Annotated in this window: 16 protein-coding genes; 2 read left to right on the forward strand and 14 right to left on the reverse strand. The window is 67.3% G+C overall.

The genetic code is table 11. The features are described 5' to 3' along the window. Window positions 1–84: 84 nt before the first annotated feature. The 8 genes from SX243_20800 to SX243_20835 form a co-directional block, all read right to left on the reverse strand. A complete protein-coding gene (locus SX243_20800) occupies window positions 85–318 on the reverse strand; it encodes a DUF2752 domain-containing protein (GenBank protein MDY7095424.1) in 234 nt (77 codons plus the stop codon). A gap of 55 nt (window positions 319–373) precedes the next feature. After that, entirely contained in the window at window positions 374–1,147 is a 774-nt protein-coding gene (locus SX243_20805; protein ID MDY7095425.1) for a YIP1 family protein, read from the reverse strand. Window positions 1,148–1,285: 138 nt separating this feature from the next. Then, the gene (locus SX243_20810) at window positions 1,286–1,591 is read right to left on the reverse strand and encodes a hypothetical protein (protein ID MDY7095426.1); all 306 of its coding nucleotides are present in this window, start codon (window positions 1,589–1,591) and stop codon (window positions 1,286–1,288) included. Window positions 1,592–1,813: 222 nt separating this feature from the next. Continuing rightward, window positions 1,814–2,473 (reverse strand): YigZ family protein, encoded by a 660-nt coding sequence (locus tag SX243_20815; GenBank protein ID MDY7095427.1) that lies wholly within the window; start codon window positions 2,471–2,473, stop codon window positions 1,814–1,816. Continuing rightward, the gene (gene bshA / locus SX243_20820; GenBank protein MDY7095428.1) at window positions 2,470–3,594 is read right to left on the reverse strand and encodes an N-acetyl-alpha-D-glucosaminyl L-malate synthase BshA; all 1,125 of its coding nucleotides are present in this window, start codon (window positions 3,592–3,594) and stop codon (window positions 2,470–2,472) included. Before bshA ends, SX243_20815 begins: the two co-directional genes overlap by 4 nt. Window positions 3,595–3,607: 13 nt before the next feature. Next, on the reverse strand, window positions 3,608–4,414 hold the full coding sequence (gene bshB1, locus SX243_20825) for a bacillithiol biosynthesis deacetylase BshB1 (protein ID MDY7095429.1): 807 nt from the start codon (window positions 4,412–4,414) through the stop codon (window positions 3,608–3,610). Further along, the gene (bshC, locus tag SX243_20830; protein MDY7095430.1) at window positions 4,411–6,024 is read right to left on the reverse strand and encodes a bacillithiol biosynthesis cysteine-adding enzyme BshC; all 1,614 of its coding nucleotides are present in this window, start codon (window positions 6,022–6,024) and stop codon (window positions 4,411–4,413) included. Before bshC ends, bshB1 begins: the two co-directional genes overlap by 4 nt. A gap of 7 nt (window positions 6,025–6,031) precedes the next feature. Next, a complete protein-coding gene (locus SX243_20835) occupies window positions 6,032–6,778 on the reverse strand; it encodes a class I SAM-dependent methyltransferase (GenBank protein MDY7095431.1) in 747 nt (248 codons plus the stop codon). A 52-nt stretch (window positions 6,779–6,830) separates the two neighbouring features. Between SX243_20835 and dusB the strand changes: the two genes are divergently transcribed. Beyond that, complete coding sequence (dusB, locus tag SX243_20840) at window positions 6,831–7,814, forward strand: tRNA dihydrouridine synthase DusB (protein MDY7095432.1); 984 nt, start codon at window positions 6,831–6,833, stop codon at window positions 7,812–7,814. A gap of 34 nt (window positions 7,815–7,848) precedes the next feature. Continuing rightward, window positions 7,849–8,373, forward strand: a complete 525-nt coding sequence (locus tag SX243_20845; protein MDY7095433.1) for a hypothetical protein — start codon at window positions 7,849–7,851, stop codon at window positions 8,371–8,373. Window positions 8,374–8,381: 8 nt separating this feature from the next. Here SX243_20845 and SX243_20850 read toward each other — a convergent pair whose 3' ends face one another. From SX243_20850 to SX243_20875, 6 genes are all read right to left on the reverse strand, one after another. Continuing rightward, entirely contained in the window at window positions 8,382–8,861 is a 480-nt protein-coding gene (locus SX243_20850; GenBank protein MDY7095434.1) for a helix-turn-helix transcriptional regulator, read from the reverse strand. Between the two features lie 282 nt (window positions 8,862–9,143). After that, window positions 9,144–9,623 (reverse strand): MarR family transcriptional regulator, encoded by a 480-nt coding sequence (locus tag SX243_20855; GenBank protein ID MDY7095435.1) that lies wholly within the window; start codon window positions 9,621–9,623, stop codon window positions 9,144–9,146. Between the two features lie 158 nt (window positions 9,624–9,781). Continuing rightward, window positions 9,782–10,234 (reverse strand): polymer-forming cytoskeletal protein, encoded by a 453-nt coding sequence (locus tag SX243_20860; protein MDY7095436.1) that lies wholly within the window; start codon window positions 10,232–10,234, stop codon window positions 9,782–9,784. After that, window positions 10,231–11,130 carry a ParB/RepB/Spo0J family partition protein gene (locus SX243_20865; GenBank protein MDY7095437.1) on the reverse strand — a complete coding sequence of 300 codons (900 nt, stop codon included), beginning with the start codon at window positions 11,128–11,130 and terminating at the stop codon, window positions 10,231–10,233. The genes SX243_20860 and SX243_20865 overlap by 4 nt, the downstream gene beginning before the upstream one ends. Before the next feature lie 97 nt (window positions 11,131–11,227). Further along, window positions 11,228–11,986, reverse strand: a complete 759-nt coding sequence (locus tag SX243_20870) for a ParA family protein (protein ID MDY7095438.1) — start codon at window positions 11,984–11,986, stop codon at window positions 11,228–11,230. Window positions 11,987–12,285: 299 nt separating this feature from the next. Continuing rightward, window positions 12,286–12,948, reverse strand: a complete 663-nt coding sequence (locus SX243_20875; GenBank protein ID MDY7095439.1) for an RsmG family class I SAM-dependent methyltransferase — start codon at window positions 12,946–12,948, stop codon at window positions 12,286–12,288. Window positions 12,949–13,313 lie beyond the last annotated feature (365 nt).

Here is a 13,313-nt window from a genome sequence, read left to right on the forward strand (position 1 = left end):
CGCAGGCCATCGGCGCCGGCCGGAAAGGGGCCCTGGCTATCGACGCCTTTTTGACCGGCCAGCCGTTGCCGGCCGAGGAAAAAATTACGATATCCTACGAAGGCAACCTCCTGGGACCAGCAGCGCCGCCGCCGGGTCGAAATGGGCCAGCGCCAGGGCCGCCCGGGTGGTACCGCAGGCGGGGCAGGGCAGACTGGTGAGGGTCTTGAAGGGGCACTGCGGCAGAGTACCGGCCAGAAGCTCCGCCAGCGGCGAGAGCAAGACCAGCACCACCGCCACCGTCCCCCAGAGCAGACCCAGCTGACGATCAGAGCTCATGGCGTCCCGGGGAGGGTCGGTGCTCGCCGCTCGCGGCAGGCCCCGAGCCCGTAGGCTATTGCAGCGACTCGAAGAATCCGCTGCTGGCGCCGACACCGGCCCCGACGGCGATCATCACGACGACGATGATGCACACGCAGCACAGGATGAGCGGCAGCAGCGTGGCGAGAATCGACTTGCCCTGGGTGGTGCGGTGCACGTGGATGAAGCCGATGACGAAGAGCACGATTTGCCACGCAAAGGTGATGAAGCCCCCGAGGATGGGCACGATGGAGGCCAGCTGCGCCACGCTGCCGTAGCAGACCACCCGCAGGGTGCCCTCGAAGCCGGTCTCCGAGCTCTCCAAACCACCGACGATCATCAGACAGAGATGCAGGATCCCGGCCCAGATGAAGAGACTGATGAGGGCGAAGGCCGGCGCGAGAATGGCGATGAGGATCAGGGCCACCCCGGTTCCGGCGATGGCCACCCCGGCGTCCTCCATACCCTGAAGCATGGGAGCCATGGAGGCGCTGTTGAACAGGAATTGCCACAGCATGGCCACCATGGTGCTGAACCACCACACGAGGATGCCGAAGAAGAGCGGGCTCGCATAGTCGCCGGTGCGGCGCGCTCGCTGAAAGGCTTCCGCGGGATTCATGATCAGCAGCTTGATGGTCTCCACCAGGCCGCCGGCGAAGCCCAGCTGGTCCCGATTTTCCCACGGCAGGGGCTCCAGGGCCCGCGGTGCCGGTGGCTCTCCCGGCGGGCCGGGGGGCTGGGGCGGCATGGGGGGCTGAGGAGGCCGGGGCGGTTGGGGCGGGGGCGGGAAGCCTTGCTCTTCGTTCATCGGAATCTCCGGTGGTCAGCGATCAGGGTCGAGGTGCCGGTTCGAGGCTCGAGACGAGATCGCCGGCCGGCACCCTTGACGATGCCGGCCGGCGCGGGTTGGCTCAGCTTCCCGTGCCATCCAAGGCGATTGGCGAGATCAGAATCGATCCGCGTATTGGCTGACGCCAGGGATGATCAGGCGCTGCCCGCCCACGGCCTTGACGATACAGGCGATATGAAGGGCGAAAAGAGCGAGCATAGTAAGCAGATACGTGATGCAGCCCAGGCAATCGAGCCCAGCAGCGTTCAGCGCAAAATTGACGATCATAAAAGCAAACATGACTATGATGTCCATGACCGTCAAAACCAGTCCGTGCTTTGCGTGCCACTGGAGTTCCGGATCTTCCTTTTCCCCCAACAACGGGATCAGAGAGAGAAGCGGAATGTAGGAGAGGACCAGCATCGGCGTGTTCTGGGACGGCGTCGGCGCGCTCCCTCCTACACCACCGCCGGGCGGGGGCGGCGGGGGCGAAGCCGGCGGCGGGTCGCTGGGGGGTGGCGGTGGGGGTGCACCGGGGGTTTCTGGGTTCTCACTCATCGCGCACGCTCCTTCCAAAGGACGTTCCATCCAAGGTGTTTCGATCCGAAAGAGTAGTGATCAGTCTATACAACGGTGCCGATGCTCTCAAGAAGAGCCGCCCTCCGGCGGCGTCTTCGAGGCCTCCTCTGCGGCGCTCAGGCCCAGCTCCGCCAGGTTCTCCTCCAGCTCCCGGCGGCGATGCCGGTGGACCGCGAGGAGCAACTCCACGGCGGCGCCGTAGCTCTCCTCGACCAGCTCCACCGCCGGCGGATGGACCAGCCGCTTGACCGCCCCCAGGCGGTCGTAGGGGAGTTCCAGGCGCACCCGGTCGGTGGGCACTCGCAACACCGTGGGCAGCGCTTCCAGGGCCAGCCGAGTGGCTTCGGCGTAGGCGCGGGCCAACCCACCCTTGCCCAGCTTGATACCGCCGTACCAGCGCACCACCACCGCCAGCACGTCGCTCAGCTCAGCTCCCCGCAGCACCTGCAGCATGGGCAAACCAGCGGTGCCGGCGGGCTCCCCGTCGTCGCTGGAACGCTCGTCACCGCGGGCCCCTAGGCGCCAGGCCCAGCAGTGATGGGTGGCGTCCGGATAGGACCGCCGGACCTCTTCGAGCCGCTCCTGAGCCGCCGCTTCGCCGGTGACGGGAAAGAGCAGCCCCAGGAAGCGGGATTTGCGCTCCCGCAACTCTGCCTCCGCCGCTCGCCGGGGCGCTCGGTAAGCCCCCGGGGCGCGATGGGCGGAGGAGTCCGGGTCGGAGCTCACCGCCCCGCGACGACCCGCTGGTAGAGATCGCGGTATTGAGCCACCACCGCCGCCTGCTCGAAGCGCGCCAAGGCCTGCCGGCGGGCGGTCTCTGCGAAGCTGCGGTGCCGCTCCTCGTCGGTGAGCAGCTCGAGGGCGGCGGCGGCCATGGCGTCGACGTCACCGACGGGGAAGAGGAAGCCGGTCTCGCCGTGGCTCACCACCTCCGGTAATCCTCCCACCGCGGTGGCCACCACCGGCACCTTGCAGGCCAGGGCTTCGAGGGCGGCGAGGCCGAAGGACTCGGTCTCCGACGGCAGCAGGAAGAGGTCGGCTCCCACCAAGACCTCCTCCACCGCCGGCAGGTTGCCGGTGAAGACGATGCTGTCGCAGCTGCCCAGCTCGCGGCATTGTTGCTCGACCCGCGAACGCTCCGGCCCGTCGCCCACCAGCAGCAGCCGGCAGGGGATGGAGCGGCGCACCCGGGAGAAGACCTTGACCACGTCCGCCACCCGCTTGACCGGCCGGAAGTTGGAGATGTGCACCATCACCTTCTCGCCTTCATGGGCCCAGCGCCGGGCGCCGGGATGGTCCTTCACCGCCTCGTAGCGCTGGGGGTCGATGAAGTTGGGCACCACTTCGATGGGGCGATCCACCGACAGCTGCTCACGGGTGGACTGTCGCAAGGCCTCGGAGACGGTGGTGACGGCATCGCTCTGCTCGATGCCGAAGCGAGTGGTTTCCAGGTAGTTGGGGTCGTTGCCCACCAGGGTGATGTCGGTGCCGTGGAGGGTCGTGACCACCGGCAGCGGCTGGGGCGCGAGGATCTGCTTCGCCAGCACCGCCGACACGGCATTGGGCACGGCGTAGTGCACGTGCATCAGATCGAGGCGGTGGTGGCGGGCGATCTCCACCATCTTGGTGGCCAGCGCCAAGGAGTACGGCGGGTACTCGAAGAGCGGGTAATGAGGCACCAAGACCTCGTGGTAGAAGAGGTGGGCGTCGAAGAGAGAGAGCCGGGTAGGCGGTGCGTAGCTGATGACGTGGACGTCGTCACCGCCGGCGGCCAGGGCCATGGCCAGCTCGGTGGCCACCACGCCGGAGCCACCGTAGCTGGGGTAGCAGCTGATTCCGATCTTCATGGCGTTCCTCCCTTCACAGCACTCCCCCCGGCACAACCGTCAGCGGGTCGCGCACCGCCAGCGGCAGGGTGCTCCAGAAGGGCTCGCCGAAGGCCGCTCCGATCAGCTGGCCAAAATGGCGGGCGCGCCCCTCGACGGAAAGGGCGAACTCCGGCGTCGAGACCTTGGTCACGGGCTCTTGGGAGGCCGGATCCCGATCCACACTGTCGCTCGGGGAGGCTTCCTCTCCGGAGACTTGTCCGGAGACTTGTCCGGAGACTTGCCCGGAGACCTGTAAGTGCAGCTGGCTACGGTAGCAGGCAAGCGAGGCGAGCTTGGTCTCCCAGGCACTGGTGACGTCGACGATGAACCGCGGCTCGAAGGGGTTGTGCTGCATGTAGCTGAAGACCGCCGCCGGCCGGTGGGCCGAACCGTCGCCGCGGCGGCGCAGGCCGGCGTAGAAAGCCGCCGCCGCCACCAGCCGATGGGCCCGCCCGTGGTCCGGATGGCGATCCGACGGCGAGGGGCCGAGGACCAGCCGCGGCCGGCGGCGGCGCAGCAGCTGAATCACCGCATCCTCCTCCTGCGGTCCGGTGCGCAGGCCACCGTCGCCGCAGTCGAGAAAATCGAGGCTCACCGCCCCCAGAGCCTGGGCGGCGCCTTCGGCCTCCCGGCGGCGCTCCTCGGCGGTACCCCGGGTTCCCATCTCGCCGTGGGTCAAGTGCGCCAGGCCGACCCGGCGCCCCTGGGCGGCGAGTAATGCCAGGGTGCCGCCACAGCCGAGCTCGGCGTCGTCGGGGTGGGCGCCGATGGCGAGGACATCCAATGCTTCGTCGCTCATAGCTCGATCACCTGCAGGCGCCGGCCGTCGAGCTCCAGTTGCTGCCAGTAGGCCTCGACCAGGGCGTCGCGGTATTTGCCCGGGAAGTGAGCTGTGGAGAGCACCCGTTCCTGGGGCGTGCCGTGGGGGAGCACCGTCTGGCGCAGGGTCTCCACCCGCCGGCGCTGGACTTCGTTGGCCCGAGCCGCCGCCGCCGCCACCTTGCCGGCGAGTTGCTCGAGGGCCCCGAGGGCCTGATCCTTGGTGCGCTGGAGGGGTTTGGCCAGGTTGGCTTCGACCTCCGTGACCGGATCCTTCAATCCGTCCAGGAGCTCCCCGATCTGCTCCGCCACCGGGGTGACGAAATCCACTCCGGCGTTCTCCGCTAGGCGCCGGTCGAGCTCCCGCTGGTCTCCCAGGAGCTCCTCGAGACCGATGTCCAGCTCTTCCATCCACTGCAGCTGACGGCTTTCCAGCACCAGCGTTTGGGGACGCAGGGTGGTGGCGGGACCGTCGAGGCCGAGGAAGCGATGCACCGCCGAAGCCTGGGCCATGTAGGAGACCTCCCCCGGGCCGAGCACCGAGAGGGCGGTGCCCAGCACCGCGTCCTGGAGCGCCGGCCGCGCCAGCACCCCGGGGCTGATGGCGCTGGGATTGTCCTCCAGAGCCTGGAGCAGGTCGCTCACCGGCCGGCCCTCACCCTCCTCGCCGCGCAGACGATAGCGCTCATCATCCAGCCATTCGATGCGCCGCCGCTCCACCCCGTGGAGGGCGAAAAGGGGGCTGACTCCCGGCTGGGGCTGAACCTGGAGGTCGAAGCCCGCCGCCGTCACCGCCTCGTCCGCCGCCGCCAGCGCCTGGTCCAGAGCCTGCCGCACCTCCACCAGCCGCCGCATCAGCGGCCCCTGGGCCCGCTTGAGGGCGGGGAGCAGAGCGTCCAGCATGAGCGGCGAGCGCTCCCCCAACAGGTGAATCAAGAGCCGCGGAAAGGCCTCGCCGAAACGAGCCACGGGCTTGTACCAGCGGCCCAGGGTCTCCACCCAGCCAGCGAAGCGGTCGCCGGGAATGGCGTCGGCGAGCTGCTCCAGGGCCGTGGTGACCTCGGGACCGAAGTTGCGCATGCCCACCGGCAGCAGGGGGTAGCGGTCGTCCCCCAGCTCGAGGTCGAGAAGCCCGTCGTGGGTGAGGAAGGTGCTCCGAGCCACCTCTCGATAGTCGTGATCCTCGGTGGCGACCCAGAAGATCGCCACCGCCGGCCGCCCCTGGCTGGACAACCAATCCGCCCAGCGGGCTGCGGCCAGCGCCTTGGACAGAGCATAAAGGGGGCCACCGAAGAGTCCCGGCTGCTGGCCCGTGACCACCACCAGGGTTTCCGGGTCCTCGAGCTTGCGCGCCATCTCGGCAGCCCGGGGGTGGCCGTAGGCCTGGTTGCACTCCGCCAGCTCGGCGGCCAGAGCTCGGCGGTCCGGCACCTGGGCCGGGGGACGGATGCCGTTTGCGTCGGCGGGGGTGACCACCAGCCTCAGGGGATCGAGGAGGTCGTGGTGGGAACCGGTAACCAGGGCCTGGGGGATGGCAGCCAACCGGTCGCCGGTGAGTAGATCGAGGGACCTCCGGGATCGCTGCCCCACGGCCTCCTCAGGCTGGTTTTTTTCCGACGATGATGAGTCGTTCACTGTCATGCTGGAAGCTCTCTCCCTGGAAGCCGCCGAATAGCCGGTCGACCTCCAGGCCGGCCCAGCGCAGGCCGATGGTCACCTCTTCGGCGCTATAGGCCCGAACGCTCTCCAAGAAGGTTTTGGGGGTCTCGTCGGGGCCGAGAATTCGAATGCGTTTGTTGATGCGGCGAGCGTCGGGATCGTACCAGCGCTCAATATTCACCAACCTCCCCTCCTTCTCCACACATTCCCGCGGCTGCAAATGCTCCCGCACGTAGTCGCTGTTGAGAAAGTCGATGAGATAGCGGCCACCGGGGCGCAGCACCCGCACCACCTCCTCCAAGACGCGGAAGTTTTCTCGCTCCTGCTCGAAGTATCCGAAGGAGGTGAAGAAGTTGAGTAGCCAGTCGAAGGTGCCGGCGGCGAAGGGTAGGTTGCGCATATCCGCTCCCACCCGCGGCAGCTCCGGTCGCTGCGCCAGCAGAGTCAGGGAGAGGTCGACGCCGAGGGCCGGATAGCCGCGCTGGAGCAATTCCTCGGTATGCCGACCGGCTCCGCAGGCCAAATCCAGCACCGCCCCCGGCCGGTGTAGCTCGCCGCCGGCGGCGACGAACTGACCCTCGACAAAGTCCACATGGGCCGCCGCCTCCCGTCGATCCCGATGGGAGTAGAGCTGCAGATAGTCCGCGCCGAACCATTCTTTATACCAGGCCACGGCGGCGATCATATCGTCCTCCGTGCCCGCCGGCAGGGCTGTAGATGGTTAGAATAGACCCGCCATGTTGAATCTGGGCCCTCTCTCCGTCGATCCACCGCTTTTCCTGGCTCCCATGGCCGGGGTGACGGACCGCGACTTCCGGCTCATCGTCCGGCGCATCGGCGGCGTGGGCGTGGTGGCAATGGAGTTCCTTCCTTCCAAGGCGCTGGTGCAGGGAGACCCGCGGGCCTGGCGGTTGACCCACTTCGCCGACGAGGAGCGACCGCTGGCGATCCAGATCTATGGCTCCGACGCCGCCACCATGGCGGAAGCAGCGCGGGTGGTCGAGGAGCTGGAGCCGGACCTGTGCGACATCAACATGGGCTGCCCTGCCAACAAGATTCTCAAAGGCTGTGCCGGGGCGGCGCTGATGGGGGACCTCAAGCTGGCGGAGGAGATCATCCGCTCGGTTCGGCGGGCGGTGAGCTTGCCGCTGACGGTGAAGTTTCGCCTCGGCCTCGACGAGCGGCGGCGGAACTACCTCGACCTTGGCCGCATCTGCGAGGACAACGGTGCGCAGGCGGTGATCATGCACGCCCGCACCGCCCGCCAGGGCTACCGCGGCGAAGCGCAGTGGCAGGAGCTGGCGCGGCTCAAGGAGCACTTGTCGATTCCGGTCATTGGCAATGGTGACGTGCGCACCCCCGACGACGCCGTGCGTATGATGGCCGCCACCGGTTGTGACGGCGTAATGGTGGGGCGGGGCGCCACCCGCAACCCCTGGATCTTCCGCCAGATCGCCGCCCGCCTCTCCGGCGGCCGGGTGCCCGAGCCCAGCCTGGAAGACCGGCGGCGGCTGATCCTCGACCACTTCCGGGCGGTCATCGAGCGCGAGGAGCCGAAGCACGCGCTCCACAAGCTGCGCACCTTCACCGGTTGGTATGGCCATGGGCTGCCGGGGGGCCAGCGTCTGCGCCGGCAAATCCAGTCGTTGCCGGATGCCGAGGCATTCTTGGAGGCAGTGGACGATTTCTTCGACCTCCTCCAGGTCGAGGAGGCGGCCTGAGCCCCGGGCTGGGTCGCTAGGCTGGCAACGAGAAATGAAGCACCCGCAGATTGAGTTGCCGGGGGGCGCCCGGGGCCCCTTGGAACGGAGCGCCGTGTGGGCTGCGGTGCGCCGTAGCGCGGAGCTGTGGGGAGCGCGCTGGCAGAGGGATGACAGCGGCGGAATCCTCGTCCTGCCAGTGACCGCCGGCCTCCGGCGCGGTCAGGAACGCGGCCGTCTGGAGATCTTGGAAGGTGGAGGAGAGCTGCGCTTCGTGCCCGAATCGAGCGCCTACCGCCTGCACCGCCCGTCGGTGGTGCTACTCCTTCTCGCCGCCGTCGCCGGCCTCGGCTCGATGGTGGGACCGTTCTTCGCCCACCGCTATCCCGGGTTGATCGGCCTCGCTCCCATCGCTCTGGTGCTCGGTGTCGGCGGCTGGTTCGTGGTGCAGGCCAATCGCCACAGCGCCGGGGTGGCGGAGTTCTTGGAGCTGGTGGTGGAAGAGCTGGAGCTGGGAGCGGACTCGGACTTCAGCAGGGGCAGCGGCAGGGGGCACGAGGCAGAGCCCCGCGAGGGTTAGGCTGGGAATCAGGGCCCGTCGTCGGGGTCGTCCTGCCGCTGCCGCGGGTCCCGATCGAGGGCGGTAAATAGACGCAGCATCAGCTGCATCATGGTCAGCATCGCCTGCTCTGCGTCGACCGACAGCGGCTTGCCGCCGACCTTCAGGCCGCTGAGATCGAGATCCGCATCGAAGATCTCGCCGGGCTGCCGACCGCCGCCGATGAGCCCGTACTCCGGCGAGTCGATAGTGACACTCCAATTCTGGCAGTGCAGCGGGAAGGCATCACCGCGCACCAGACGCAGGGCGGCCTCGAGATCGATGAAGGTGCAGTTCATCGCCCGCAGGATCTTCCAAAGACTATCCAGCGATGGCTTCTCCTTGCCGCGTTCGTAGTTGGAGATCATCGATGGTGTGACGCTCGCCGCCGTAGCGACCTCTTCCTGAGTGCGACCATGCTTCTCACGGAGAATCGCCAGTGCGCGCCCCAGATGCTCGATAGGAACCATGCCCCGGAATCTACGCCCAAATACCGGCAGAAGCAAGGCCAAGTTCTTTAGCCTCAACGGTTTACAGCAATGGCGAACTCATGCCTTGAGACACTATCGGTAGGCTTTTCCGTAGGACTATGCGGCCTGCGCCTATGGAATTACATAAGCCTTGAACCCCACCAGATAGAATCATTTTTTTCTGGAATGATCTTCGAGCCCCGCACGGCTCTTTTCTCTTTCCGTGTCTAGCATGGCGGTGGGCTCTAGCAATATGCCGAGTCGCCCCTTCGTTGAGCTGAGCTAGGGCTCTTCGGCGGCGCGAACTTTGTCCAATAGCTCCACTAGCCGTCGCTGCTCGGCTTCGTCGAGCATTTCCAGCACGCTGCTATCCGCCGCCTCCACCGCCGGGCTGAGATCCTCGAGGATCTCGCGGCCGGCGTCGGTAATGGTGCAGTACACACAGCGGCGATCCTCCACTCCCCGTCGGCGTTCGACCCAGCCTTTCTTGCCCAGGCGGTCGATGAGCCGGGTGATTCCCGGCGCATGCTCGATCATGCGCTCGGCGATGGTGAGGGTGGGGAGCCCCTCCGGCCCGGCACCGCGGAGGATGCGCAGCACGTTGAACTGTTGGAGGGTGACCCCGCTGCCTTCCACTGCTTGGGCGAGGTGGCGGCGCACCAGGTCTGCTGTGTGTAGCACCGACAAGGCCGCCTCTTGACCCAGGGAGGAGAACGGCCGCTTCATGCCGAGCTCGCGGCCCAGCTGACTCGAATTCTTCATGGAGAAAGCATAGGACGCGGATAGTTAATGGGTCAACTGTCGCGATGGGAGCCCGCGCCGTTGAACGGAGCGACTCTGCCAAGGCGACGGAAGGGATGAGCCGACGCGCCGCGGGCAGGAGCGCCGGCTCGGCTCGGAAAGAAGGAGGCGGGAGACGGCTACTTGCGCTGAGCCGGCAGCGATTGTTGCTTGGCCGGCTGGGATTTCTGCTGGCTCGTGATGGGGGTGACGGCGGCGGGGCCGGGAGCGGAGGGTTTGTGCGCCTTGCGAGCGCTCATGGTGCAGCGGCCTTCGAAGAGCGCGCCGTCTTCGATCATCAGAGTCGGTGTATCTACATCGGCGTAGACTTGACCGTTGGGAGCGATCTGTACCCGCCGCTGAGCTTTGATCTGACCGTCGACCCGGCCGGAGACGAAGATCTGACCGACTTCGACTTCGCCCTCCAGCCGGCCGTCTTCGCCGACCACCAGAGTTCCGTCGGAAACGATCTTGCCGGTGAATTTGCCATCGATACGGAAGGTGTTCTCGAAGTGCAAATCTCCTTGCACGTTGCTGCCGGCGTCCAAGAAGCCATTGAGGTCGCCCTGGGGGGGCTCGGACTTGAAGATCATTCTGTTGTCCCTCGCGCCATCAAGAGGTCATAGAGCCGCATCAGCTCTTCCTCGGAATGAAACCGTATGGAGACGATACCACCCTTGCCCCGGCGCTTGATGTCCACCGGGGTCTGCAGACTGCGGGTGAGCTTCTCCGCCGCCGCCGCCGCGTGGACCTCCACGTCGTCGGGCTCCTTCGCCGCCTTCTTGCTCTTGCTCTCGGAAGCGGTGGCGAGCTTCTCCAGCTGACGGGCGGAAAGCCCCTCTTCCACCGCCTTCCGCGCCAGCTCCACCTGCCCTTTCTCGGTCGGAAGAGAGAGCAGGGGGCGAGCCTGGCCGGCGGTGAGAGAGCCGCTGCGGAGTAAATCCTGGACTTCCGGAGCCAGGCGCAGCAAGCGCAGACCGTTGGTGATGGTCGAGCGGGCCTTGCCGACACGCTGGGCGACCTGCTCCTGGGACAGCCCAAAGCTGTCCTGAAGGGAGCGATAGGCCTCCGCCTCTTCCACCGGATTGAGGTCGGTGCGCTGGAGATTCTCCACCAGGGCCAGCTCCAGCAACTCCTGGTCGCCGGAGACCTCCCGCACCACCACCGGAACCTCCTGGAGGCCTGCCTGCTGGGATGCCCGCCAGCGACGCTCGCCGGCGATGATGGAGTAGCGGTCCTCCCCAAGAGGGGCCACCACGATGGGTTGCACCACTCCCTGGGCTCGGATGGAGTCGGCCAGCTCCTCGAGGTCGGCGGTGTCGAAGTCGTGGCGTGGCTGGAAGCGATTGGGCTGCAGCTGTCCAACCATCAAGGTCCGAAAGCCGCTGGGTGGTGCACTGGACGGTGTCTCCGCCGATTCCTCGGTGGACGGCTCAGCCTTCAATAGCGCGTCGAGGCCGCGCCCCAACCCGCGTCGTTTCGTGCTCATACTGCTCCTGCTCGATTCGGTCTGCTGTCGCTGGCTCGGCCGGACTGAAGGACCGAGGCAGCGGGGGAGGGAACCTCGGCCCCGCCTCCGCTAGGGCTCAGGCGGCTCGGTGGATAAACTCCTGAGCCAGGTCCAGATAGGCCCGGGCGCCTCGGCAGCGGATATCGTACTGGAAGATCGGCAGCCCATGGCTGGGCGCCTCGGCCAGGCGCACGTTGCGCGGCACCACCGTGCGATAGACCTTGTCGGTGAAGTGGCTGCGGATCTCCTCCGCCACATCCTTCGACAGATTGGTGCGGTCATCGTACATGGTGAGGAGGATGCCGTTGATTCCCAGCTCGGGATTGATCCCGCCTTGGACCCGCTGCACCGTAGCCATCAGCTCGCTGATGCCTTCGAGGGCGAAATATTCGCATTGCAGCGGCACCAAGACCTCGTCCGCCGCCGCCAGGGCGTTGACGGTCAGATGGCCGAGGGAGGGAGGGCAGTCCAGGAGCACCGAGTCGTAGTCCGCTGCCACCGACTTCAACAAACGCCGCAGGCGGCGTTCCCAGCCGTCCTGCCCGACGAATTCCACCTCGACGCCCACCAGATTGCGGTCCGAGGGCAAGAGGTCGAGGTGAGGGAAGCCCGAAGGCCGGATGGCCTCCTGTGGGCTACACTCTTCGATCAGCGCATGGTAGAGGTGCGGTGGCTGGGCTGCCTGGCCTAACCCGCGGGTGGCATTCCCCTGGGGGTCGCAGTCCACCAGCAGCACTCGATGCTCCAGCGCGCCAAGGGCTGCGCCGAGGTTGATGGCGGTGGTGGTCTTGCCGACCCCGCCCTTCTGATTCACGATCGCTAGGATTCGACTCATAGGACCGCCGATTCTACCCCGGGGAGAGCCTCCGCGGGGAGTCTTTTGGCCGCTTTCCTACAAGCTCTTGCCGCGGTGGCTTCCAAGGAGCCGCAGGGGCGGCCGAAAGCCGCTGTGGAAAGGATGCGGTGGGGTCTGACGGTCGGGCTCGCGGCCCCAGTGGGGCCACAGTGGGGCCGCGGCGGGGCCGCAGCGGGGCCGCAGTGGGGCCGCGGCGGGGCCGCAGCGGGGCCGCAGTGGGGCCGCGGCGAGGTTCGCGCAAGCCCTCTTCTTGGCCCTCTTTCTTCAGGCCGATTTCTTCAGGCCTCTCGAACCGACTCCACCACGAAGCGCCGCTCGCTGCCGGGAAGGGGAATCACCCGGCCTGGGCGAAATCTCGGCGTGGGTTCTGGTCCCCGGGGCTCGGACTCCGATGCCTTCCGCCCGGCGGGTGGGGGAGGGGGGATCAGCGGCTCCGTGCCGCTCTGCCAGCTCAAGAGCCGCGCCCCCCGGGGCATGCGGTGCGCAAGCTGGGCCATCACCTCCGGCGACAGCTTGAGAGCGCGCAGAGTGAGGACGTGGATCTGCGCCGGGAGCTCCTCCGGCAAGGGGAGATCCACCCGGAGCTGCAGGCAGTGACAGTGAACACCGGCTCGCCGGGCCGCATGGCGCAGGAAGGCCCATTTGCGTTCGCGGGCATCGACGAGGGTGACGTCGAGCTCCGGCAACGCTGCCGCCAGCACGAAACCGGGAAAGCCGGCGCCGCTGCCGAGGTCGACCAAGTTCGGACGCGGGGCAGAAGGGAAGGCGGAGAGGGCGTCGACGAGAAGCGGCACTGCCGCCAGCGCTTCGCCGTAGTGCCGAGACCATGCCTCCCCAGCGGTGCCGGGGCCCACCAGAGAGGTGCGGCGGTTCCACCGGCGAAGCTCCTGGTAGTGACGCCACAGCGCTTCGGCACAGGCGTCGCTACGCTCGGCAAGCACTCGCGGAGCTGCGGCGCTTTGATTTCCAGGGACGCGCTGATTTCCAGGGACGCGTTGATCCCCAGGGAGGAGCCGAGCTACGGCATCGCGCAGCCCTCTCGCAAAGTCCAGCTGTCCAATCTCTGGTAGCTCAGCACCCATGTTTCACGTGAAACCTTCCTTCTTGGGGGGTTCCGTCCTCGGGCAGCGCGGCCCCCACCGGGCCCCAAGACCGTGCGAAGTCCCCACTCCAAAAGTCCCCACTCCAAATCGGGATAGAGGCGGCCGGGATTCGCCCCGGCCGTCCCCTCCCACACCACCGGACATGCGGGTCCGCATCCGGCGGTTCGAAGAGTTGAGGTTACGCGGCAAGCCGGGGTACTCCC

It is taken from the genome of Acidobacteriota bacterium (assembly GCA_034211275.1).
GTDB lineage: Bacteria > Acidobacteriota > Thermoanaerobaculia > Multivoradales > JAHZIX01 > JAGQSE01.

What these genes read in the sequence shown, in the direction of transcription:
- SX243_20800 (MDY7095424.1), bottom strand. Translation starts at nt 318, where the DNA reads ATGAGCTCTGATCGTCAGCTGGGTCTGCTCTGGGGGACGGTGGCGGTG.
- SX243_20805 (MDY7095425.1), bottom strand. Translation starts at nt 1,147, where the DNA reads ATGAACGAAGAGCAAGGCTTCCCGCCCCCGCCCCAACCGCCCCGGCCT.
- SX243_20810 (MDY7095426.1), bottom strand. Translation starts at nt 1,591, where the DNA reads ATGCTGGTCCTCTCCTACATTCCGCTTCTCTCTCTGATCCCGTTGTTG.
- bshA (MDY7095428.1), bottom strand. Translation starts at nt 3,594, where the DNA reads ATGAAGATCGGAATCAGCTGCTACCCCAGCTACGGTGGCTCCGGCGTG.
- bshB1 (MDY7095429.1), bottom strand. Translation starts at nt 4,414, where the DNA reads ATGAGCGACGAAGCATTGGATGTCCTCGCCATCGGCGCCCACCCCGAC.
- SX243_20835 (MDY7095431.1), bottom strand. Translation starts at nt 6,778, where the DNA reads ATGATCGCCGCCGTGGCCTGGTATAAAGAATGGTTCGGCGCGGACTAT.
- dusB (MDY7095432.1), top strand. Translation starts at nt 6,831, where the DNA reads ATGTTGAATCTGGGCCCTCTCTCCGTCGATCCACCGCTTTTCCTGGCT.
- SX243_20845 (MDY7095433.1), top strand. Translation starts at nt 7,849, where the DNA reads ATGAAGCACCCGCAGATTGAGTTGCCGGGGGGCGCCCGGGGCCCCTTG.
- SX243_20850 (MDY7095434.1), bottom strand. Translation starts at nt 8,861, where the DNA reads ATGGTTCCTATCGAGCATCTGGGGCGCGCACTGGCGATTCTCCGTGAG.
- SX243_20855 (MDY7095435.1), bottom strand. Translation starts at nt 9,623, where the DNA reads ATGAAGAATTCGAGTCAGCTGGGCCGCGAGCTCGGCATGAAGCGGCCG.
- SX243_20860 (MDY7095436.1), bottom strand. Translation starts at nt 10,234, where the DNA reads ATGATCTTCAAGTCCGAGCCCCCCCAGGGCGACCTCAATGGCTTCTTG.
- SX243_20865 (MDY7095437.1), bottom strand. Translation starts at nt 11,130, where the DNA reads ATGAGCACGAAACGACGCGGGTTGGGGCGCGGCCTCGACGCGCTATTG.
- SX243_20870 (MDY7095438.1), bottom strand. Translation starts at nt 11,986, where the DNA reads ATGAGTCGAATCCTAGCGATCGTGAATCAGAAGGGCGGGGTCGGCAAG.